Here is a 19,785-nt window from a genome sequence, read left to right as displayed (position 1 = left end):
GGACGATGACCGAGAGCAGTGTGCTGCCCGCGCTCAGGGTGGTGCTGACGGACGTCAACGAGCGGGTGGTGGAGGCGTGGCGCGCCGCGTTCGCCGACACTCCCGGGATCGAGATCCGCAAGGGCTCGATCCTGGACGAGGACGTCGACGCCTGGGTCACCCCCACCAACTCCCGGGGCCGGATGGACGGCGGGGTCGACGCCGTCATCAAGCGGTACCTGGGGTCCGGCATCCAGGTACGCGTCCAGCGCGCGATCCGTGACCGGTTCGCCGGACCGATGCCGGTGGGCAGCGCGGTCTGCGTCCCGTCCGGCGCGACCGTCCCCCGGTACCTGATATCGACGCCGACGATGGTGCGCTCCTCGGAGAACGTGAGCGCCACGATGAACGTGGCGCTGGCCTGCGCGGCCGCATTCCAGGCCGTCCACCGGCAGAACCGCAAGAAGCCGGGCAGCATCCGGTCCGTGGCACTCGTCGGGATGGGGGCGCAGACCGGCCAGGTGCCGGCCCGGGTGTGCGCCAATCTGATGTGGACCGGCTACACGCTCTTCCACGACCACTGGTTCGAGGACGACGACGAGCTGCGCTCCACGATCGTCGCCCAGCTCCACGGGATCGAGAACGCGCCCGTCGACCACCGGGTGCGCATCGTGCCGCCGGTGGCCGCTCCGGCCGCCCCCGCGCCGACGCCGGCCCCGGCCCCGGCGCCGCACGAGAACGCCACCCCCAACTCTCCCTCCGCCACCTCTGCCTCTACCTCTGCCACCACGAGCGAAAGCGCCTCCCCCATGACCGGTTCGGCCAACGACGTCCCGACCGCGGGCCAGCCGCAGCAGCCCCAGCCCGATGCGAACGACCCCCTCGCCCTGTCCGAGCTCTTCGACGGCGGCGGGGAGGCCTGGCTCCCGCTCCTGAAGCCGGTCATCGAGGCGCAGCCGGACGCCGCGCGGTTCATCGGCAAGGGCCGCAGCCACGAGGTGGTCCCGGTCCGCGAGCTGACCTTCCAGGCGCTCAAGCCGAACCCGCCGCACAAGTGGAAGGTCGTGGTCTTCGGCCAGAACCCGTACCCGCGGGCGGAGAGCGCCACCGGCATCGCCATGTTCGACAACACCTTCAGCGACTGGAAGGACAGCCAGTTCGGCCGGGTCGTCAGCATCCGGTGCCTGATCAAGGCGGCGGCGATGTGGAAGTACGGCATCGCCAAGAAGACCCCGATCGCCGACGTGCGGGCGCTGCTGAAGGAGCGGGACACGGTCCAGCCGCCGGAGTGGTTCCAGGCGATGCTGACGCAGGGCGTGCTCCTGCTGAACGCGTCGCTGACCGCGAGCGGCGACGGGGCGATGGGCCCCGACCAGCACACGGCGTTCTGGCGGCCGGTGGCCGAGCGGATCGTCGAGGAGATCCTCAAGGCCAAGCAGGACGCGGCCGAGGAGGACCGCGGGGTCGTCTTCGCGTGGTGGGGGGCGCACGCCCGGAGCCTGAAGCGGGTCGTCCAGCGGCTCCAGCAGAAGTACCCGGACGTCGAGGTGCGGCACCTCGACCACGCGAACCCGGCGGCACAGGGCGACATCTTCTGCGAGGGCGACCACTTCGCCCAGGTCAACGACGCCCTGGCCTCACTGGGCACCGACGGTGTCGACTGGCTGCCGAGCAAGGGGTGGAACGCGACGGCGGCCGGCGCGGGCGGTGCGGACGGGGAGGTCGCGGCGCGCATGGGCGCCTTCATCGAGTCGACCATGAACCTGCACCAGATGTATCTGGAGCGCCTGACCAGCGTCAAGGACGAGGGCCTGGTCCTGCCGTCGATCACCGGTGTCTTCGACAGCCCGCTGATGGACTTCGAGAACGCCGTCGCCCCGGTCTCCGCGGCGCTGTCCGGCCTGACCGGGTACATCCGGCGCTCGCGTGACTTCGGCAAACAGCGTGCGGACCAGTCGGCCGGCGGCGGCCTGTCCGCCGACGCGATCGCCGCGCTCCACCTCTACACCTGTGAGTCCGCCTTCTACCGCGAGATCAACAGCGTTCTGCGCTCCCCCGACCGCACCAGGGTCACGCCCTACCTGCCGTACCTGCGGCTGCTGTTCTCGGCGGTCTCGGAACTGCCTTCGTACACGCAGCCGTTGTGGCGGGGCGTGTCGCTGGACCTTCGGGCGCAGTACCCGGTGGGCCGTACGGTGACCTGGTGGGGCGTCTCCTCGTGCACCTCCGAACTGAACGTGGCCAGGGCGTTCCTGGGCAGTCGCGGCAAGCGGACCCTCTTCGAGGTGACGCCGGCCCGGGCGGTCGGGATCAAGCGCTTCTCCGCCTTCACCGGCGAGGAGGAATACATCCTCACGCCCGGTACCCAGCTCAAGGTGACGGAGGTGAAGAGCGAGTCCCGCGGGCTGTGCACGGTCCGGCTGAGCGAGGTCACGGACGCCACGCCCGTGGTGTCCTGAACCGCCCTCTGCTCGGCACGGCCGCCGCGACCGGGAATCCGCGGCGGCCACGACGGCCACGACGGCCTCCGGCTCTGGGATCCGCGGCGGCCACGACGGCCTCCGCCCCCTGGCAACAGCGGCGCCCAGCCCGGCCCAGCCCCCACCCGCTCACCGGGCTCACACGCTGAGCGCCGCCCGCACGGTCCGTTCGGATGCCGTTCCGCCCTCGCCCGAGGACGTCGCCCGTCCGGCCTCCAGGACGTAGTACTGCTGGGCGGCGCGCAGGGCGAAGCCGACGTGCTGCTCGACGAGGAGGACGGAGAGGCCGCCGCGCCGGGTGAGGGCGAGGATCGTCTCCTCGATCTCGGCGACGACCGACGGCTGGATGCCCTCCGTCGGCTCGTCGAGCAGCAACAGTCTGGGGCGGGTGATCAGGGCGCGGGCGATGGCGAGTTGCTGGCGCTGGCCGCCGGAGAGCAGACCGGCGCGGCGGCCGGACAGTTCGCGCAGGACGGGGAAGAGATCCAGTGCCTCGGCGGTCGCCGCTCTGCCGTCGGGGCGCCCGTCGGCGACGAGTTGGAGGTTCTCGGCGGTGGTGAGGTGAGGGAAGGACTGCTGTCCCTGGGGGACGTACGCCATCTTGCGGGCGACCCGCTGGTGCGGGGCGAGGTGGGTGATGTCCTCGCCGTCCAGCCGGACGGTGCCGCCTTTGGGTTTGATCAGGCCCATGGCGGCCCTCAGCAGGGTGCTCTTGCCGGCGCCGTTGTGCCCGAGCACGGTGGCGACCCCGTCCTCCGGGACCTCGACGGTGACGCCGTGCAGGACCGTGGTGCGGTCGTAGCCGGCCCGTACGGAACTGATCTCCAGCATTCGGCTCATGCCTCCTCGGCGACGGCCACAGCGGTGGCGGGAGCGGGCTCGGGTTCCGCGGTACGGCCGAGGTAGACCTCCTGGACCTTGGCGTCGGCCTGTACCTCGGCGACGGTGCCCTCGCTGAGGACCTTGCCGGCGTGCAGGACACTGACGCTGCGGGCGAAGGAGCGCATGAAGTCCATGTCGTGCTCGATGACGACGACCGTACGGTCCGCGCTGATCCGCTGGAGCAACGCGCCGGTGGCCTCGCGCTCGTCGTGGCTCATGCCGGCGACCGGCTCGTCGAGCAGCAGTAGCCGCACGTCCTGGACGAGCAGCATGCCGATCTCCAGCCACTGCTTCTGTCCATGCGCGAGGACTCCGGCGGGACGGTCGCGCAGCGAGGTCAGTCCGGTGGTCTCCAGGGCCCGCGCGACCGGTTCCGGGACGGTCCTGCGGCGCCGGAGCATCGTCCACGGCCCCCGCCCCGCGCCCGCCGCGATGTCGAGGTTCTGCAGGACGGTCAGTTCCTCGAAGACGGTGGCCGTCTGGAACGTGCGCCCGATCCCCATGCGGGCGATCCGGTGGACCGGCCTGCCCAGCAGGTCCTGGTCACCGAAGCGCACCGAGCCCGTCGCCTTCACCAGGCCGGTGACGGCGTCGACCAGGGTGGTCTTGCCGGCGCCGTTGGGGCCGATGAGGAAGCGCAGGTCACCGGGGTGGATGTCCAGGTCGACGCCGTCCACGGCCGTGAAGCCGTCGAAGGTGACCCGCAGGTCGCGGACGGTCAGTCCCTCGCCGCTCATGCCGTCTCTCCCGTCGTAGGCGCAGGCGCAGTCGCAGGCGTAGGAGCAGTCGTAGGGGCGGCGGTGCGGCGCCTGCGCAGGACGGCGCCCAGGGAGGCCAGACCGCCGGGCAGGAAACCGACGGCGACCACGAACAGGAGGCCCTGGACGTACGTCCACGCGGCCGGGAGGGCATCGGACAGCGTGCTCTGCGCCCAGGCCACGGCGATCGCGCCGAGTACCGCGCCCACCAGGGAGGCCCGGCCGCCGACGGCGGCGCCGATGACGAAGCCGATCGACGGCACGATCCCGATCAGGGCCGGGGAGATGATGCCGACCGCGGGGACGAACAGGGCGCCGGCCAGGCCGGCGGCACCGGCCGCGAGGACGTAGGCGACGAGCTTGACGTTGGCGGGGTCGTAGCCGAGGAAGCGCACCCGCTCCTCGGAGTCCCGTGTGGCGACCAGGAGTTCACCGAACCGGCTGACGAACAACTGGCGGACGCCGGCCATCAGGAGGAGCAGGACGGCGGCGATGATGAAGTACACCATCCGCTGGTTGACGGGGTCGTCCAGCGAGTAGCCGAAGAAGCCCTGGATGTCGGTGAGGCCGTTGGTGCCGCCGGTGGTGGCCTGCTGGCCGATCAGCCAGATGGACAGGGCCGCGGCCAGCGCCTGGCTCAGGATCGCGAAGTACGCGCCCTTCACCCGGCGGCGGAAGACGAGGAAGCCGAGCAGGGCGGCGACCGTCATCGGCAGCAGCACCGTCATGGCGAGCGCGAAGGCCGGATCGGCGAACGGCTTCCACCACCAGGGCAGGGTGTCGCCGGTGCCGTAGAGCTGCATGAAGTCGGGCAGGGTCTCGCCGGTGGCGGCCGCGTCGGTGAGCTTGAGGTGCATGGCCATGGCGTAGCCGCCGAGGCCGAAGAAGACGCCCTGGCCGAGGACCATGAGTCCGCCGCGGCCCCATGCGAGGCTGACGCCGACCGCGACGATCGCGTAACACAGGTATTTGGCCAGGAGGTTGAGGCGGAAGTCGGACAGGAGGGCGGGTGCGGCGCCGAGGAGGAGGACGGCGCCGAGGGCGAACCCGGCGGGGACGCGGAGCCGCTCCGGCAGGGACCGGGACGTCGGCGCCACCACGGCGGGGCTGGAGGTGGTCGTCGTCATGCCAGGCTCCGGGTGCGCAGTGTGTACAGGCCCTGGGGTCGCCACTGCAGGAAGGCGACGATCGCCACGAGCACGATGACCTTGGCGACACTGACCGTCGTCGAGTATTCGAGGACGGCTTGGAGGATGCCCAGCGCGAAGGCGGTGATGACGCTGCCCTTGAGCTGTCCGATGCCGCCCACGACGACGACCAGGAAGGCGTCGACGATGTAGTTGGTGCCCATCGTCGGGCCGATGGGGCCGACCAGGGTGAGGGCGACGCCCGCCACGCCCGCGAGGCCCGAGCCGATGAAGAAGGTGATGCGGTCGACCCGCCCGGTCGCGATCCCGGAGACCTCGGCCAGGTCGCGGTTCTGGACGACGGCCCGGATGCGGCGGCCGAGCGGGGTGAGCCTCAGGATGAGGGTGAGGGCGAGGACGCTCAGCAGGGCCAGGCCGAGGATGAACAGGCGGTTGTCGGCGAAGGTGATGCCGCCGCCCAGCGAGATGTTGCCGGTGAGGGCGTCGGGCGCGGTGGTCTGCACGTTGGGAGCACCGAAGATGTCGCGGGCGAGCTGCTGGAGCATCAGCGAGACGCCCCAGGTGACGAGCAGGGTGTCCAGCGGGCGTGTGTAGAGGCGGCGGATGAGCAGCCATTCCAGCAGGGCGCCCATGGCCCCGGCGGCCAGGAAGGCGATGGGCAGGGCGACGAGCAGCGAGACGCCCGCGCTGCTGATGGACTTCTGCAGCACGTACGTGGTGTAGGCGCCGGCCATGATGAACTCGCCGTGCGCCATGTTGATCACGCCCATCTGGCCGAAGGTCAGGGTCAGACCGAGGGCGATGAGCAGCAGGACGGCACCGATGCTGATGCCGGTGAGGGACTGGTTGAGGATGACCGTCATGGGTCGGCTCCGGGTCGGGGACGGGGGCGCGGGTGTACGCGTGTGCCCTGGGCGTGGCCCGGCCCCCGGGAGAGGGGCCGGGTCCGGTGCGGGCGGGGCAGGGGGGCGGGGCCCGGTGCGGGCCGGGCAAGAGGGGCCGGGCCCGCTGCGGGCCGGGCTCAGGAGAGTCCGGAGGCCCAGGAGTAGCCCTTGAGGTACGGGTCCGGCTTGACGGGCTTGCCGGAGTTCCACACCTCGGTGATCAGACCGTCGGACCCGACCTTGCCGATCCGGGCGGTCTTGTAGACGTGCTGGGTGGCGCCGTCCACGGTGACCTTGCCCTCGGGCGCGTCCAGTTCGATGCCGTCGGAGGCGGCCTTGACCTTCGCCACGTCGAAGGAGCCGGCCTTCTCGACCATCGCCTTCCACAGGTAGACGGAGATGTAGGCGGCCTCCATCGGGTCGGAGGTCGGCTTGTCCTTCCCGTACTTCGCCTGGTACGCGGCCACGAACTTGGTGTTGGCCGCCCCCGGAGTGGTCTCGTAGTAGTTCCAGGCCGTGAGCTGGCCGTCCAGGTACTGGGTGCCGATGCTCTTGACCTCCTCCTCGGCGATGGAGACCGAGAGCACGGGCAGGCTCTTCGCGGTCAGGCCCGCGGACTTGTACTCCTTGAAGAAGGCCACGTTGGAGTCACCGTTGAGGGTGTTGAACACGGCGTCCGCGCCGGCGTCCTTGACCTTGTTGACGATGGTGCCGAACTCCGTGGATCCGAGCGGGGCGTAGTCCTCGCCGACGACCTCCATTCCGTTGGCCTTCGCGTACGCCTTGATGATCTTGTTGGCGGTGCGCGGGAAGACGTAGTCGCTTCCGACCAGGTAGAGCTTGGTCAGGCCCCGCTTCTTGAGGTAGTCGAGGGCGGGCACGATCTGCTGGTTGGTGGTGGCGCCGATGTAGAAGATGTACGGCGACTGTTCCAGGCCTTCGTACTGCACGGGGTAGAACAACAGCGACTTGTACCGTTCGAAGACCGGCTTGACGGCCTTTCGGCTGGCCGAGGTCCAGCAGCCGAAGGTGGCCACGACCTTGTCGTCCTTGATGAGGGTCTCCGCCTTCTCGGCGAAGGTGGGCCAGTCGGAGGCACCGTCCTGGCTGACCGGCTCCAGCTTCTTGCCCAGCACGCCACCGGCGGCGTTGATCTCCTTCACCGCGAGCAACAGCGCGTTGTGGACGGTTACTTCACTGATCGCCATGGTGCCCGAGAGCGAATTCAGCAGACCGACCTTGACGGTGTCGCCGGACGTGTCGGCCTGGGCGCCGGCACCGGTGGACGTGGTGTCGCCCGTCTTGGCGCCGCACGCACTGAGGGCCGCGGACGCGCCGACGGCCGAGATTCCGGTCAGGAGACCGCGCCTGCTGATGCTGTACCCGGACATGCACAACCTCCTTGCCCCGAAGGGCTGTACGAAGCGAGCGGAATGACTCTGGGGAGGGAATGATGGGGAAGGCGCTTCAGAAGTGGCGCTGTCGACGCACGAGTTCCCCAGCCGTTCCGGGGTGTTGTCCGGGCTGGTCGCTGAAGTGCGACCACAGCCTGCGGGGATACTGTTTCCACTGCGTTTCGGAGGAATTGAAGAACAGTTTCCTGTGAAAACAACTCGATCGTCGAATACCGGTGAAGCCGTTGTGGCATAAGCCGGTTGAGGGCATGAACGACAACGGCGATCAATGCTTCCCAGGGAAAGGATCAGTTATTCTGATTCCTCTTTCCAGGGATCGGTGACCGACGGTGGGCCCGGGCGGCAGTCGGCGCGCACGAGTGGAGGAGCACGATGGCGGGACAGCCCCAGGAACTGCTCCACCTGCTCACGCGGGCCGAACGGCTCGCCGTACGCAGGATGCAGTCCGTCCTGGACGGGTTCGAGTGCTCCGTGGAGGCGTGGCGGGTGCTCGACCTCCTCTCCGACGGGCGGGGCCACAACATGACGGCCCTCGCCGACCATGCCTTCCTGCCGGCTCCGAGCCTCACCAGACTCGTGGACCAACTCGTCGACCAGAACCTCGTCTACCGTCGCATCGACCCGGCCGACCGACGTCGTGTCCTGGCCCACCTCACCCCACGCGGCAAGCAGCGATGGCAGTTGCTGGCGCGTCATGTGCGGGCCGACTGGCGCGAGGTGGAGCGGGCGCTCGCGGGTGAGGAACTGGACCACCTGCTCGCGCGGTTGGCCGAGGCCCTGGAAGGGCGCCCCGCCGCCGACCCGACAGCCGTGCCGGTGAGTGGATGACGACGAGTCTGCGGGCAGAGCGCTCCCCGTGCCAAGGCCGAAAGGACGTGTGCTCCGTCCTACCGGAAACACCCTTCGAGCAGGCATGATGGACCTGACACTCTCCCAGGTCCCGTACCGGGGCACGGTCTTGGCCACCCCGGAGGTGTCCCTGCCCGCGAGTGGTCCGGATGCCGATCACCGCCCGGCGCCCGCGCGCCGCATAGGGTCCCGTCATGGCACTGCGACCCGTTCACGTGATCGTCAAGGCACTCGACGCCCCGGATGTCGGCCGGTTCTGGGCGGAGGCGCTCGGCTGGACCGCCTACAGTCCCGGCGTCGCCACCTATGTGGGCCCTGGCGGCGGCCTGGTCTGGCCGCACCCGAACGTCCTCGGTGTCGACGTCGTCCCGGTCCCCGAGCCCAAGTCCGCGACGAAGAACCGTGTGCACCTCGACCTCGCCACCACCTCGGCGGCGCACCAGGCGGAGCTGGTCGACCGGGTGAGGTCCCTCGGTGCGACGCCCGTCGACGTGGGCCAGGGCGACGTTCCCTGGACGGTCCTCGCCGACCCCGAGGGCAACGAGTTCTGTGTGCTGGAGCCGCGGGAGATCTACCGGGACACGGGGCCGATCGCCGCGGTGGTGGTCGACTGCGCGGATCCGCGGGCCATGGCCCGGTTCTGGGGTGAGGCCACGGACTGGACGCTGCACGAAGTGGCCGACGACCACGCGTCGTTCCGTTCGCCGGCCGGCGTCGGCCCGTATCTGGAGTTCCTCCGCACGCCCGACGCGAAGACCGTGCCGGACCGCCTCCACCTCGACCTGCTGCCGCGTCCCGGCGACGACAAGGAGGCGGAGGTGGCCCGGCTACGGACGCTCGGCGCCACCGGTCTCGACGTGGGCCAGGGCGATGTGCCCTGGACGTGCCTGCTCGACCCGGAGGGTCACGAGTTCTGCGTCCTGGCCCCGCACTGAGGAACCGGCGGCCCCGCCCGGCGCGGGAGAAGTGCCGTCCCGATGCACCGCCCCACGCACCGGACACGGCCGGTCCCACCGGCGGCGACAGCGCGGGCGGCGGTCCGTGCTTGGCTAAGGTGGGCGGTTCCCGAGGTGTTCCGCGGCCCTTTCCGGCGGACGGTGCCGACATGTCCTACGGCTCGGGAACGCCCATGGCCATGGTGAGAGCACGGGGACTGGTGTGAACGAGCTGTCGTCCGCACATGCCGCTTCGGGAGAGGACCGGCATGCCTCCTGGCTGGAGTTGTTCTTCGACCTGGTCGCCGTGGCCGGCGTGGCCCAGATCGCGCATCTGCTGCACGACGGCGGCGCCGCCGAACTGGGGCAGTACGTGCTGCTCTTCCTGGCCTTCTGGACCGCGTGGATCTGCTTCACGCTGTACGGCAACGTAGCGGGCGAACGGACACACACCCGCACGGTGCTCGCCGCGATGTTCTGCATGGCGGTGATGGCGGCCGCCGTTCCGGGCGTCCACGCGGGCGAGAACGGCCAGGCGAGGGCTCTGGCGCTCGCCTACGTCGTCGTCCGGCTGCTCGCCGATCGAGTCTGGCGGCATCGCCGGGAGATCCTCGTCGACTGGCCCGCCGCCCAGATGTCCCTGGGGGTGATCCCCTGGATCGTCTCGCTGTGGGCGCACGAACCGGCCCGCTACTGGCTCTGGGCGCTCGGCATCGCCCTCGACCTCTATGTCACGTTCACCGTGTCCGCGCGCGACATCGTCGAGAGCCACAGGGCGCACGACCGGCACGAGCGGAAGCGCTCGTCACGCCGTGAGGCCCTGCTGCCCGTGTCGGTGGCCGCGCCGGACGCCGACCACCTGAGCGAACGGCTCGGCCTGTTCGTGATCATCGTGCTCGGCGAGGGCGTCGCCCAGGTGATCGAGGCCGCGTCCGAAGTCCCCTGGAACAGACGGCTCTACGGCCTCGCGAGCGCCGCGTTCCTCCTTCTGGTCGCGCTGTGGTCGTTGTCCTTCCGGCACGGATACGCGGGGGTCCCGTACCTCACCGCGCGCTCCCTGCCGGCCCGGGCGGCGCTCCCGCTGCACTGCTTCCTGTGCGGCTGTCTGGCGGCTCTCGCGGCGGGGCTGGGCGCGGCGACGGAACACCTCGAGACGCTGCCCGCCGGCACGCGATGGCTGTTGTGCGCTTCGCTCGCCGGGTACTTCCTGCTCACAGGGGTCGCCGCCCTGCGACAACCGGGCGGCACGCAGCGCTGGTTGCTGTCCGTCGTGCTGCCGTGCTGCTCGCTGCCCCTGCTGATCGCGGGGTTCGGAGCGGGCCTCGGGACGGTGGCCGTGGTCTGGCTGCTCGTGGCCGTCACCCTGTGGCCGACGGTCTACGAGGGCAGGCGCTCCGGGCGTGCCGCGCCGACCGCGCGACCCGAACCCTGATCAGGGCGCCCGCCCCCGCCGACGCGTCACCAGGTGTGCGCGACGTCGATCACCAGACGGCCGGAGAGCTGGGTCACCTTGAACGGCAGCCGTGCCCGTACCCCGAGTCCCACCTGGGTGACACCCTCGAAGCTGGCACCGAACTTCGCGTCCCGGAAGGTCCGGTAGCCGGTCAGGTCGACCCCCGGAAGGGGCTGGCCGCCGTGCCCGGGGTAGGTCACGGCGTTGGTCTCCGGGTCGTACGACGGGGCCGACACCAGGATCTCGAGGATGGCTCCGCCGGAGACCGGGATGGGGATGCCGGACGGGTCCTGCACGAACGTGTCGACGTAGTGGACGGTGTACCCGATCCCCGTGGTGCCCGCGGTGGGCACGTCGAGGACCATGCGGTCGTAGCAGTCGTGCCGGCCGGTCCTGATGTCGGTCAGCGACCCGTCGTCCGCGTCCGCCGCGGTCTTGGAAAGGCTGCCCCAGCCGGTGGGACAGGTGACCGCCGTGGTGGCGGCGCCCGCCGGTGTGGGCGCGGCCACGACCACTCCCACACCGGCCATCGTCAGGGCGGCCAGCACCGCCATGGATCGTCTCGTACGCATCGTTCCCCCTAGGGCTCGCGGCTCTCGGTTGCCTGCCATGTACGACATGACGGTCAAGGAATTGGTTGTACGGACCGCCCCGAAACGGACCCGACGACCGTGCCGCTCGCCTCGACGGGCCGCTCAGAACGCCGAGTTGCCGAACCAGAGGTCCAGCAGGCCCTCGTCGCCCTCGTGCGCGATGCTCTCCGCGTCCCGGCGCAGCCGGCCGTAGACGAGGAGCAGCAGGTCGGCCGCGGTTCCGCGGACGGTCGCGTCGGCGGGCCCGTTCGCCGTCCCGGCCGGGTCGAGCCCGAAGCCGTCGGGCCGCAGCCGGACCAGCCAGTCGCCGCCCGCCTCGGTGTCGGTCGCCTGGAACCGGATGGTCCTGTCGGGAGCGCGCAGTCGGGCGACGCCGGGTGCGAAGGGGGTGGCGAACGGCAGGTTGACGAGGAACTCGTCGATGCCGTCGGCCGCGAGGGCGGGGTCGATCGCGGGCCGGATCCCGAGGGCGAGTTCGGCGTCGACCCGGTGCAGCAGGGTCTCGTAGAGCATGCGGCGAGCCCAGAAGCGGGCGTGCTGGTCGACGCCCCACGCCCACATCGAGAGCTCGGGATCGGTGGCCGCGAAGGCCTCGGCGGCCACCGTCGGGCTCTCGGCCAGCCAGTCGGCGTACCCCTCCCACCGTTCGGGAAGGCGCAGGTCCACGTCCCGGGTGCGCGGGGGTTCCTGGACCCGGGCGTGCAGGAGGACCGAGAACCAGCGCTGGACGCTGCCGGTGTGCCTGACCAGGTCCTGGAGCGTCCAGTCGGGGCAGCTGGGCACCGGGGTCGTCGCGTCGGCGTTCTCGACGGCCGCGACGAACCGGGCGGTCTCCACCGCGATCGCCGCACGGTGGTCGACGGAGGTCGTCCCGCGCGCGGGACCGTCCGAGGAAATCATCGTTGGAGTGCCTTTCTACGAGGGGAGGGAAGGGTCCGGTCAGACGGAGGCGGCCTCGGATCCGACCGCCGCGGGCTCCACGGTTCCGGGCGTGGCGGCCTTCTCCGTGGGCTCAGCGGTCTCGGACGTGGCGGCCTTGACCGTGGACTCCGCGGTCTCGGACGCGGCGGCCTTGCGCACCACGGGCGTACGGGGCGCGTGGGCCGCCCGGAGTCCGAGAAGGGCGACGACCGCGACCAGGACGAACGCGACTCCGGCGATGGCGAAGCTCAGCGTGAACTGGCTCTCCTGCGGCAGCGCGGGCATACCGGCGGGCAGCGCCACGGTCTTCGACGCCAGGAGCGAGGTGATCACCGCGCTCGCGACGGCGCTGCCGACGGAGCGGGAGATGGAGTTGATGCCGTTGGCGATGCCGGTCTGGTGGGCGGGGACGCCGGCGACGATGAGCGCGGGCATGGCGGCGTAGCCGAAGCTGATCGCCAGACCGATGAGCATGCCGGCGCTGATGACGGAGGCGCTGGTGTCGTGGGCGGCGGTCAGCCAGGCGAAGCCGAGGACGCCGAAGCAGGCGCCGGCGGCCAGCGTGAAGCGTGCGCCGAGCCTGCGCACTAGCACTCCGCCGAACTGGGCGCCCACGAGGGAGACGAGCGTGGTGGGCAGCAGGTAGACGACGGAGGCGGCGAGCACCGAGGCGCCGAAGCCGTACCCGACGAGCTTCTCGGGCATCTGCACGAGGTAGGAGACGCCGATGAACTGGGAGAACATCGCGAAGCCCAGCAGGAGTCCGGCCAGGTTGGTGAAGAGCACGGGCCGGTGGACGAACATCTTCATGTCCACCATGGGTTCCTTGACCCGGTTCTCGGTGAGCACCCACACGCCCGCCATGACGACCGCGCCGGCGAAGGTGCCGAGCGTACGGGCGGACGTCCAGCCCCACTCGTGTCCCTGCGAGATGGGCAGGAGGAGGAGCACCAGCAGCAGCCCGAGGGTCAGCGCGCCGAGCCAGTCGGTGCGGCCGCCGGTCTTCGTCCGGGAGGCGGGCACCGCGAAGAGCACGCCCACGAGGGCGACGACGGCGAGCACGACCGCCAGCCAGAACGGGCGGTGGTAGTCGGGGTGCGAGCCCTGGGTGAGCAGGCCGGCGCCGACGAGGGCGAGTCCGCTGCCGAACGCGAGCGTGCCGCTGACCAGGGCCATCGCTCCGTGCAGCTTCTCCGGCGCGATCTCCTCACGCAGGACGGAGAGGGCGAGCGGGAAGATCGCGGTTGCCGCTCCCTGCATCACGCGCCCGACGATCAGCCAGGTCAGGGAGGTGGTGGTGGCGGCGAGCACCGATCCCGCGATCATCACGACGAGCACGCCGACGAGCGTGGGCTTCTTGCCGTGCTGGTCTCCGAACCGGCCGAGCAGCGGGGTGAAGACGGCGGCGGACAGCAGTGTGGCGGTGGTCACCCAGCTGACGCTCGCCGTGCTGGCCTTCAGATCGCTCTGGATCATCCCGAGGATCGGGACGACCAGGGTCTGCATCATCGAGACGACCATGGCGGCGAGTCCGAGAACCAGGACGATCCTGGTGTGCCCGGAGGGCCTCGCCGACGCCGCTTGCTGTGTGTGAGACACGGGAAGTCTGCCCTAACTACTTAACAACCTCGATGCTTGAGAACTTCAAGCAATAGCTGACCGTAGCCGCCGATATTTGAGATGGTCAAACTTCCTGGCGTAGGGTGAGTCACATGACAGGAACCAGCGGCGTGGACACGGACCGGCTCATGGAGCTCCTGTCGGTCTCGCTCGGGGCCTACTACGGCGACTTCACGGCGGCCGCGGCGAGCGAGAACCTCACCGCCAGCCAGGGCAAGACGCTCAACGTGCTGCGCCGGGGACCGGCCGCCATGCGCGCCCTCGCGACCATCCTGACCTGCGACGCCTCCAACATGACGGGGATCATCGACCGGCTGGAGAAGCGGGGCCTGGTCCGGCGCGAGCCCAGCCCCACCGACCGGCGTGTCAAGAACGTCGTCCTCACGGCCGAGGGCGAACGCGTCATCGACGTGATCCGCGCGAAGATGGACACCACCCGTGCCGGCCTGGACCGCCTCAGCACGGAGGAGCGGGACACGCTCTACGCGCTGCTGGAGCGTGCCTTCGTGGCGCGGCCGGCCGCACTGCGGCCTAGCGCCTGAGCGCGTCGGCGCGAAGACCTGCGGCCGCCTTCCCCCCGGGCCGATCGATCCATCAGCGAGCCCCGGCCCCCTTCCGGCCCCCTTCCGGCCGCGAACGGCGAGCCGGCACGGCCCCCTCTCCTCAGGCAGCTCGAATTACCGTACGCACGTGCGGTGATCAGACTCTATGATCACTGCGTCCCAGCGACCGCTGCGACCGCTACGACTGCCGTGACCGCCGCCGACGCCGCGACTACGGGCGCCTTCGAGACAGGCCGAGAAGCACATGAAGAGCACCGCCCGCACAGCCCCGAGAACGCTCGCCCGGTGCGCGCAGACGGCGATAGGGGTGGCCGCCGTGGCGGACGTGTTCCGGGCGGCGGCTCTACGGGACCACCGACTGCACCCCTCGAACCCCTCCCTGGAATCGGGAGAGGTCTCCCGGGTCTTCGTCAATCTCATGACGCTCGCGGTCGTGCTGTTCCTCGTGTGGCTCGCCAAGTCCCGGACCAATGCCCAACTGCTGTCCCCTCGAAGCCCGGTCCCGACTCGGGGCTGGACGGTCGGCACCTGGTTCGTCCCCGTGGTCAACCTCTTCGCCCCTCGCCGCACGGTTCTAGACATCGGACGCGCGAGCTCCCCGTCGTGGGAGGAGCGGCGGGACACCTTGGTGGTCAACCTGTGGTGGGCCGCCTGGATCACCCACGGGCTGATACTCGGCGCGTCCACCGCGATGGCGTCGACGTCACTGGCCCTGCTCGTCGTGGCGGAGACCCTCATGATCGCGGCGGCCGTACTGCTCGGGCTCGTGATCGAGCGCATCACGGCGCTGCAGAGCGCCGCGCTCGCCGGCCCGGGGGTCACCGCACCCCTGATGAAGGTATGACGCAGCCTCCCGAGGGCCTGTCGGTGCCGGAGCCGTCGGAACCGCCGTTCCTGATGTCGGTCGAGGACGTCTTTCGCCCCCGCCGCACCGGGTCGGGCCCACGCCAGGGCCGGCAGATCCTCCGGCCCGGCGGGCAGATCCCCCGGCGGGGCGGGCTGATCGTGGCGACGGGCCGGATCGAGCGCGGCCTCGTCCGCAGGGGCGACCTGGTGGAGATCGTCGGCCTGGACGCCGACCCGACCACGGTCGTCGTCGTGGACATCGAGCACGGCCGCGTGCCCGTCACGGAGGCGTGCACGGACATGAATGTGGGCTTGCTCTTGCCCGGCAGGGCCTCGGCCGCCCTCGAGCGAGGTCAGGTGCTCGCGACGCCGGACTCCATCAGCGCCCACACCGCCTTCACCGCCACCATCGACGTACTGTCCGAGGAACACGGCGGCACGGAGATCGTCTCCGGTGAGCGCCTCCAGTTTCATGTACGGAGCGCCACCGTCCTCGGTACCGTCACCCTGCCCGAGGACGCCGACATGGTCCGCCCGCTGCACCGGGCCGAGGTGACCGTACGCCTCGACCACCCTGTCGCACTCGAAGCGGGCCACTGCATCCCGTTCCGCCACCACGCCCGAGCAGCGGGCTCGGTCACGGTGACACGCATCGCACACTGAACCACCTGAGCGGGGGCGGCACTTCGCGAATCAAGGCGTGCCGTCATCGCGTTGCCGCGTCGGCCGGTGCGTAGGCCCCGCTCCCCTTCCCCCGGAATGTCCGGGACTGGGAGAAGCGGGGCCCGCCTCACAGCTGGGTGCCGTTGACCACCAGCGTCACCTCGATGTTGTCGCGTGTGGCGTTGGAGTACGGGCAGACCTGGTGGGCCGTCCTCGCCAGGTCGAGTGCCTGGTCCCCGGCGATCGAGGGGAGTGAGATCCGCAGTTCGACGCCGAGCTTGAAGCGGCCGCCGTCGATCGGGATCAGCGAGACGAGCGAGTCGATCTCCGCGTCGTCCGCCTTGAGCCCGTCCCGCTGCCCGACCAGGGTGAGCGTCGTGCTGAAACAGGCGGCGTACCCGATGGCGAAGAGCTGCTCGGGATTGGCGCCCTCTCCGTCCCCACCCAGTTCCTTGGGCATCCGCAGGTCCAGATCCAGCCTGCCGTCGGACGTGCTCCCGCGGCCGTCCCTGCCCCCGGTGACGTGCGCCTGCGCCGTGTAGAGCGCCTTGGACATCCTGAACTCCTTTAGTCGCTACCGTAGTTTGAACTTGTCACTTCAAAAATAAGAAGTCAACGGCTAATCTCGAAAGCCCCGCGACGACCGGGAGCGAAGATGGCGAAGCTGGAGGTCGGCTACCTGCTGCCGACGCGCGACCAATCTGTTCTGGATGAGCACGACTTGAGGCGGCTCGTCGTCCAGGCGCGACGGGCCGAGGAGTTGGGGCTGGACTCGGTCTGGGCGGGCGACAGCCCCGTGACCAGGCCACGCGCGGATCCGCTGCTGCTGTTGGCCGCCGTGGCCCAGGCGACCGAACGCGTCACGCTCGGCACGGCGGTGCTGCTGCCGGCGCTGCGTCATCCGATCCTGCTGGCCCACCAACTCGCCACCCTCGACCGGCTGTCGGACGGACGGCTGATCGCGGGTATGGGCGGCGGGTTCCCCAACCCGGCGACCCGCGCCCAGTTCACGTCGATCGGCCTCGACTTCGCACGCCGCACCGGCCGCCTGACGGAGTCGATCGACGTCATGCGAAAGCTCTGGTCAGGGGAGGCGGTGTCCTGGCAGGGCGAGCACTTCGCCTTCGAGGACGTGCGGATCGCGCCCCCTCCGTCCCGCCCGGGAGGCCCGCCGATCTGGCTGGCCGGAAGCGGCACACCGGCCCTGCGGCGCGTGGCCGCTCTCGCCGACGGCTGGCTCCCCTATCCGCCCGAGTGGACGACGTACGCGGAGGAGCGGCAGCTCATCGAGCAGGGCGCCGCGCCCCGCCCGGTCACCCCCGCCCTGTACGCGACGCTCTGCCTGGACCACGACCCGGAGAAGGCACGCCGACGCCTGCGGACGAGCGTCGAGCGCTACTACAACGCGCCGCTCGACACCATCGCGCGGATCCAGGCCCTGTTCGCCGGCACCGCCCGCCAGGCCGCCGACTGGCTGACCTCCTACGCCGCGGCCGGCGCCCGCCACCTGGTGATCCGCCTGGCGACGGATGATCACGACACGGGCCTTGAGGAGTTCGCCGACCAGGTCCTGCCCCTGCTGCGCGAGGAGCCTCACCGATGACCACGTTCGTTCTCGTCCACGGCGCCTGGCACGGCCCGTGGGCCTGGGACCGGATCGTCCCGCTGCTGCACGCCGCCGGGGCGCGCACGCTCGCCCCGGACTTGAGCACCACCGAAGATCACGGACTCCACGACGACGCCAGGACGGTCGTGGCCGCCATCGACACCGTCCTACGGGAGGACGAGCTCGTACTCGTCGGGCACAGTTACGCGGGCCTGGTCGTCCGGGAGGCGGCCGACACGCGGCCCGACGCCGTCGGCCACATCGTCCTCGTGGACGGATGGGCCGGGCCCGACGGCTCCGGCATGTTCACCCTGGCCCCCGCCACCTTCGCCGACGCGATCCGCGCGAGGGCCGAGACGTCCGGGAACGGACGGCGGATCCCGCCCCCGCCTCCGCAAGCGTTCGGCATCGTGGACGCCGACGACACGGCCTGGCTCGCTGCGCGCCTGCTCCCCCAGCCCCTGCGCACGTTCACCGAGACCACACGCCTGACCGGGGCCGTCGACAAGATCCCCGGAACGGCCGTCCACTGCAGGCCGGGGACCTATCCGTTCGACCGGCTCGGTGAGGCCGTCGGGTACCGGACACGGGCGCTGGACGGCCCGCACGACGTGATGCTCACCCGGCCCGGGCCGCTCGCCCGGGTGCTCCTGGAGACCTCTTCGTTCAAGAACGAGAAGCACCGAGTCTAGAGTGATGAAGTGGAACAGCGAACGTACAACCAGTACTGCGCGACCGCGCGCACCCTCGACCTCGTCGGCGAGCGCTGGACGCTGCTGCTGATCCGCGAGCTGCTGACCGGGCCCAAGCGGTTCGGTGACCTGCAGGCCAGCCTGCGCGGCCTCGGCACCGGACTGCTGGCCGCACGTCTGAAGCATCTGGAGCGCGAGGGCCTGGCCCAGAAGGTCACGCTTCCCCCGCCCGCCCGGACCGCCGCGTACGCCCTCACCGAAGCCGGGGAGGAACTCGGGCCCGCGATCCTGGAGTTGGCCCGGTGGGGACTGAAGTGGGCGATGGGCGAACCGCGCGAGACGGAGACGTTCCACCCGGGCTGGGCCGTGCTCGGCCTGCGGGCCTGCTTCGCCCCCGAGGCTTCCACAGGGCTCCGCGCGGTGTACGAGTTCCGCATCGACGACGAGATCTTCCACGCCCGGATCGACGACGGCACGATCGAGGCACTGCACGGACCGGCCCAGCACCCGGACGCGACGGTGACGACCAGCACGGAGGCGTTCTTGAGCCTGACCGGCCAGGGCCTCACCTGGGCCGAGGCGATCGAGAACGGTACGGCGTCGACGTCGGGCGACGACGAGGCACTGCGCCGACTGGGAACCCTGTTCCGCTTGCCGGCCCCGCACGACCGAAGGTCGGACCAGGCCCCGTCCTGACCGTGCGCGACCGCTCTCGTCCAGACGACCCCGAGGAGTCCGCTGCTGCCGAGGGGGACCTGTCCTTCTGGGGGAAAGCCGTGGGCCCGGAGCGGTGATGTATCCGGCCCATGGCGCGCTCGATGCAACGAAAAAGACCCTGTCCCGCGGAACGGGACAGGGTCTTCACAGAGCGCCGGGCAGGCCTTGCACCTGCATTTCCCCGCAGGAAGCGGGGCGTCTTTCCTTGGACCACCAACGCATCACCCACCGGTACGACTTCCGCCGACCAGCTCAAGATCAATCGTACCGTACTCACGGCACGGCACGCACGCCCGCTGCCTCGTACGGAAGTCGGCGGGCACGGTCTCCGTCCGATCAACCGGACGTGGTAGGGGCGGCATCGCTGTGGCTCAGGACCTGATCTGCTCGGCCCAGGCTTTCTGCAGGGCCTTCGGGATCTTCGTCGTCAGACCCCCGTCCTTGGTGAAGGCGAGCCCCCGGTTGTGGGCGCCGCCGTCGCAGCCGTCGGACTGAGAGGTGAGCCGTACGTCGGCGGACACGTCGATGACGGGCCGGTCCTCGTTCTCGCGGGTGACCCGGAGGCGGACCGGGCCGGGGGCGGGATCCACGTCGTCGGACAGTGGGAGGTGGATGCTGGTGATGTCCTGGTCAAGCAGCCGATCCTTGGTGCACTCGCCTCGAGTGCACAGTTCCACCAGGGCTCCGGTGAGATCGCCGAAGCCCTGGCGCTGGAACAGCACGCTCACGCCGGACTCGACTCCGACTCCGGCGCATGCCTCGGAGTAGGAGCACCCTGATG

At 70.5% G+C, this 19,785-nt stretch carries 20 protein-coding genes; 10 read left to right on the top strand and 10 right to left on the bottom strand.

The window, feature by feature from the left end; all coding sequences use genetic code 11:
* Positions 1 to 5: 5 nt before the first annotated feature.
* Complete coding sequence (locus IO36_RS21815) at positions 6 to 2,438, top strand: ADP-ribosyltransferase domain-containing protein (protein ID WP_245173403.1); 2,433 nt, start codon at positions 6 to 8, stop codon at positions 2,436 to 2,438.
* A 159-nt stretch (positions 2,439 to 2,597) separates the two neighbouring features.
* Here IO36_RS21815 and urtE read toward each other — a convergent pair whose 3' ends face one another.
* The 5 genes from urtE to urtA form a co-directional block, all read right to left on the bottom strand.
* Positions 2,598 to 3,290, bottom strand: a complete 693-nt coding sequence (urtE, locus tag IO36_RS21810; protein ID WP_037622185.1) for an urea ABC transporter ATP-binding subunit UrtE — start codon at positions 3,288 to 3,290, stop codon at positions 2,598 to 2,600.
* A 5-nt stretch (positions 3,291 to 3,295) separates the two neighbouring features.
* Positions 3,296 to 4,078, bottom strand: a complete 783-nt coding sequence (urtD, locus tag IO36_RS21805) for an urea ABC transporter ATP-binding protein UrtD (RefSeq protein ID WP_037622183.1) — start codon at positions 4,076 to 4,078, stop codon at positions 3,296 to 3,298.
* Positions 4,075 to 5,226, bottom strand: coding sequence for an urea ABC transporter permease subunit UrtC (gene urtC / locus IO36_RS21800; RefSeq protein WP_037622182.1), 1,152 nt, complete (start codon positions 5,224 to 5,226; stop codon positions 4,075 to 4,077). Before urtC ends, urtD begins: the two co-directional genes overlap by 4 nt.
* On the bottom strand, positions 5,223 to 6,110 hold the full coding sequence (urtB, locus tag IO36_RS21795) for an urea ABC transporter permease subunit UrtB (RefSeq protein ID WP_037622181.1): 888 nt from the start codon (positions 6,108 to 6,110) through the stop codon (positions 5,223 to 5,225). The genes urtC and urtB overlap by 4 nt, the downstream gene beginning before the upstream one ends.
* Positions 6,111 to 6,268: 158 nt before the next feature.
* Complete coding sequence (gene urtA, locus IO36_RS21790; protein ID WP_037622180.1) at positions 6,269 to 7,522, bottom strand: urea ABC transporter substrate-binding protein; 1,254 nt, start codon at positions 7,520 to 7,522, stop codon at positions 6,269 to 6,271.
* A gap of 396 nt (positions 7,523 to 7,918) precedes the next feature.
* Between urtA and IO36_RS21785 the strand changes: the two genes are divergently transcribed.
* The 3 genes from IO36_RS21785 to IO36_RS21775 all read left to right on the top strand — a co-directional run bounded on the left by IO36_RS21785 (position 7,919) and on the right by IO36_RS21775 (position 10,762).
* The gene (locus tag IO36_RS21785) at positions 7,919 to 8,374 is read left to right on the top strand and encodes a MarR family winged helix-turn-helix transcriptional regulator (RefSeq protein WP_037622179.1); all 456 of its coding nucleotides are present in this window, start codon (positions 7,919 to 7,921) and stop codon (positions 8,372 to 8,374) included.
* A gap of 215 nt (positions 8,375 to 8,589) precedes the next feature.
* Positions 8,590 to 9,330, top strand: coding sequence for a VOC family protein (locus tag IO36_RS21780; protein WP_037622178.1), 741 nt, complete (start codon positions 8,590 to 8,592; stop codon positions 9,328 to 9,330).
* A gap of 223 nt (positions 9,331 to 9,553) precedes the next feature.
* Entirely contained in the window at positions 9,554 to 10,762 is a 1,209-nt protein-coding gene (locus IO36_RS21775; protein ID WP_051900796.1) for a low temperature requirement protein A, read from the top strand.
* A gap of 26 nt (positions 10,763 to 10,788) precedes the next feature.
* On the opposite strand, the gene IO36_RS21770 is transcribed toward IO36_RS21775, so the two are convergent.
* The 3 genes from IO36_RS21770 to IO36_RS21760 all read right to left on the bottom strand — a co-directional run bounded on the left by IO36_RS21770 (position 10,789) and on the right by IO36_RS21760 (position 13,896).
* A complete protein-coding gene (locus IO36_RS21770) occupies positions 10,789 to 11,355 on the bottom strand; it encodes an AMIN-like domain-containing (lipo)protein (protein WP_051900795.1) in 567 nt (188 codons plus the stop codon).
* Between the two features lie 123 nt (positions 11,356 to 11,478).
* Positions 11,479 to 12,276, bottom strand: coding sequence for a maleylpyruvate isomerase family mycothiol-dependent enzyme (locus tag IO36_RS21765; RefSeq protein ID WP_037622176.1), 798 nt, complete (start codon positions 12,274 to 12,276; stop codon positions 11,479 to 11,481).
* A 39-nt stretch (positions 12,277 to 12,315) separates the two neighbouring features.
* The gene (locus tag IO36_RS21760; RefSeq protein ID WP_078943359.1) at positions 12,316 to 13,896 is read right to left on the bottom strand and encodes an MFS transporter; all 1,581 of its coding nucleotides are present in this window, start codon (positions 13,894 to 13,896) and stop codon (positions 12,316 to 12,318) included.
* Between the two features lie 113 nt (positions 13,897 to 14,009).
* Between IO36_RS21760 and IO36_RS21755 the strand changes: the two genes are divergently transcribed.
* From IO36_RS21755 to IO36_RS21745, 3 genes are all read left to right on the top strand, one after another.
* Positions 14,010 to 14,459, top strand: a complete 450-nt coding sequence (locus IO36_RS21755) for a MarR family winged helix-turn-helix transcriptional regulator (RefSeq protein WP_037622175.1) — start codon at positions 14,010 to 14,012, stop codon at positions 14,457 to 14,459.
* A gap of 265 nt (positions 14,460 to 14,724) precedes the next feature.
* Positions 14,725 to 15,324, top strand: coding sequence for a DUF4328 domain-containing protein (locus tag IO36_RS21750; RefSeq protein WP_037622174.1), 600 nt, complete (start codon positions 14,725 to 14,727; stop codon positions 15,322 to 15,324).
* Positions 15,321 to 15,989 (top strand): EF-Tu C-terminal domain-related protein, encoded by a 669-nt coding sequence (locus IO36_RS21745; RefSeq protein ID WP_051900794.1) that lies wholly within the window; start codon positions 15,321 to 15,323, stop codon positions 15,987 to 15,989. Before IO36_RS21750 ends, IO36_RS21745 begins: the two co-directional genes overlap by 4 nt.
* 127 nt (positions 15,990 to 16,116) lie before the next feature.
* Here IO36_RS21745 and IO36_RS21740 read toward each other — a convergent pair whose 3' ends face one another.
* Positions 16,117 to 16,545, bottom strand: coding sequence for an organic hydroperoxide resistance protein (locus IO36_RS21740; protein WP_037622173.1), 429 nt, complete (start codon positions 16,543 to 16,545; stop codon positions 16,117 to 16,119).
* Positions 16,546 to 16,644: 99 nt separating this feature from the next.
* Between IO36_RS21740 and IO36_RS21735 the strand changes: the two genes are divergently transcribed.
* Genes IO36_RS21735 through IO36_RS21725 form a run of 3 tightly spaced genes read left to right on the top strand, consistent with a single transcriptional unit; the run spans position 16,645 to position 18,983 of the window.
* Complete coding sequence (locus IO36_RS21735) at positions 16,645 to 17,592, top strand: LLM class flavin-dependent oxidoreductase (protein WP_037622172.1); 948 nt, start codon at positions 16,645 to 16,647, stop codon at positions 17,590 to 17,592.
* Positions 17,589 to 18,287, top strand: a complete 699-nt coding sequence (locus IO36_RS21730) for an alpha/beta fold hydrolase (protein WP_037622171.1) — start codon at positions 17,589 to 17,591, stop codon at positions 18,285 to 18,287. The genes IO36_RS21735 and IO36_RS21730 overlap by 4 nt, the downstream gene beginning before the upstream one ends.
* A 9-nt stretch (positions 18,288 to 18,296) precedes the next feature.
* Positions 18,297 to 18,983 (top strand): winged helix-turn-helix transcriptional regulator, encoded by a 687-nt coding sequence (locus IO36_RS21725; RefSeq protein WP_037622170.1) that lies wholly within the window; start codon positions 18,297 to 18,299, stop codon positions 18,981 to 18,983.
* 392 nt (positions 18,984 to 19,375) lie between these two features.
* Here IO36_RS21725 and IO36_RS21720 read toward each other — a convergent pair whose 3' ends face one another.
* Positions 19,376 to 19,732 (bottom strand): hypothetical protein, encoded by a 357-nt coding sequence (locus IO36_RS21720; RefSeq protein ID WP_245173402.1) that lies wholly within the window; start codon positions 19,730 to 19,732, stop codon positions 19,376 to 19,378.
* Positions 19,733 to 19,785 lie beyond the last annotated feature (53 nt).

The sequence above is a fragment of the Streptomyces aureus genome (assembly GCF_000725495.1).
Classification (GTDB): domain Bacteria; phylum Actinomycetota; class Actinomycetes; order Streptomycetales; family Streptomycetaceae; genus Streptomyces; species Streptomyces aureus_B.
This window is presented reverse-complemented; position numbering and strand designations above follow the sequence as displayed.

Excerpts from the sequence above, each read along its gene's own strand:
- IO36_RS21770 (WP_051900795.1), bottom strand. The coding sequence starts at position 11,355 with ATGCGTACGAGACGATCCATGGCGGTGCTGGCCGCCCTGACGATGGCC.
- urtE (WP_037622185.1), bottom strand. The coding sequence starts at position 3,290 with ATGCTGGAGATCAGTTCCGTACGGGCCGGCTACGACCGCACCACGGTC.
- IO36_RS21755 (WP_037622175.1), top strand. The coding sequence starts at position 14,010 with ATGACAGGAACCAGCGGCGTGGACACGGACCGGCTCATGGAGCTCCTG.
- IO36_RS21765 (WP_037622176.1), bottom strand. The coding sequence starts at position 12,276 with ATGATTTCCTCGGACGGTCCCGCGCGCGGGACGACCTCCGTCGACCAC.
- urtB (WP_037622181.1), bottom strand. The coding sequence starts at position 6,110 with ATGACGGTCATCCTCAACCAGTCCCTCACCGGCATCAGCATCGGTGCC.
- IO36_RS21740 (WP_037622173.1), bottom strand. The coding sequence starts at position 16,545 with ATGTCCAAGGCGCTCTACACGGCGCAGGCGCACGTCACCGGGGGCAGG.
- IO36_RS21750 (WP_037622174.1), top strand. The coding sequence starts at position 14,725 with ATGAAGAGCACCGCCCGCACAGCCCCGAGAACGCTCGCCCGGTGCGCG.
- IO36_RS21745 (WP_051900794.1), top strand. The coding sequence starts at position 15,321 with ATGACGCAGCCTCCCGAGGGCCTGTCGGTGCCGGAGCCGTCGGAACCG.
- IO36_RS21730 (WP_037622171.1), top strand. The coding sequence starts at position 17,589 with ATGACCACGTTCGTTCTCGTCCACGGCGCCTGGCACGGCCCGTGGGCC.
- IO36_RS21785 (WP_037622179.1), top strand. The coding sequence starts at position 7,919 with ATGGCGGGACAGCCCCAGGAACTGCTCCACCTGCTCACGCGGGCCGAA.
- urtA (WP_037622180.1), bottom strand. The coding sequence starts at position 7,522 with ATGTCCGGGTACAGCATCAGCAGGCGCGGTCTCCTGACCGGAATCTCG.
- IO36_RS21735 (WP_037622172.1), top strand. The coding sequence starts at position 16,645 with ATGGCGAAGCTGGAGGTCGGCTACCTGCTGCCGACGCGCGACCAATCT.
- IO36_RS21780 (WP_037622178.1), top strand. The coding sequence starts at position 8,590 with ATGGCACTGCGACCCGTTCACGTGATCGTCAAGGCACTCGACGCCCCG.
- IO36_RS21815 (WP_245173403.1), top strand. The coding sequence starts at position 6 with ATGACCGAGAGCAGTGTGCTGCCCGCGCTCAGGGTGGTGCTGACGGAC.
- urtC (WP_037622182.1), bottom strand. The coding sequence starts at position 5,226 with ATGACGACGACCACCTCCAGCCCCGCCGTGGTGGCGCCGACGTCCCGG.
- urtD (WP_037622183.1), bottom strand. The coding sequence starts at position 4,078 with ATGAGCGGCGAGGGACTGACCGTCCGCGACCTGCGGGTCACCTTCGAC.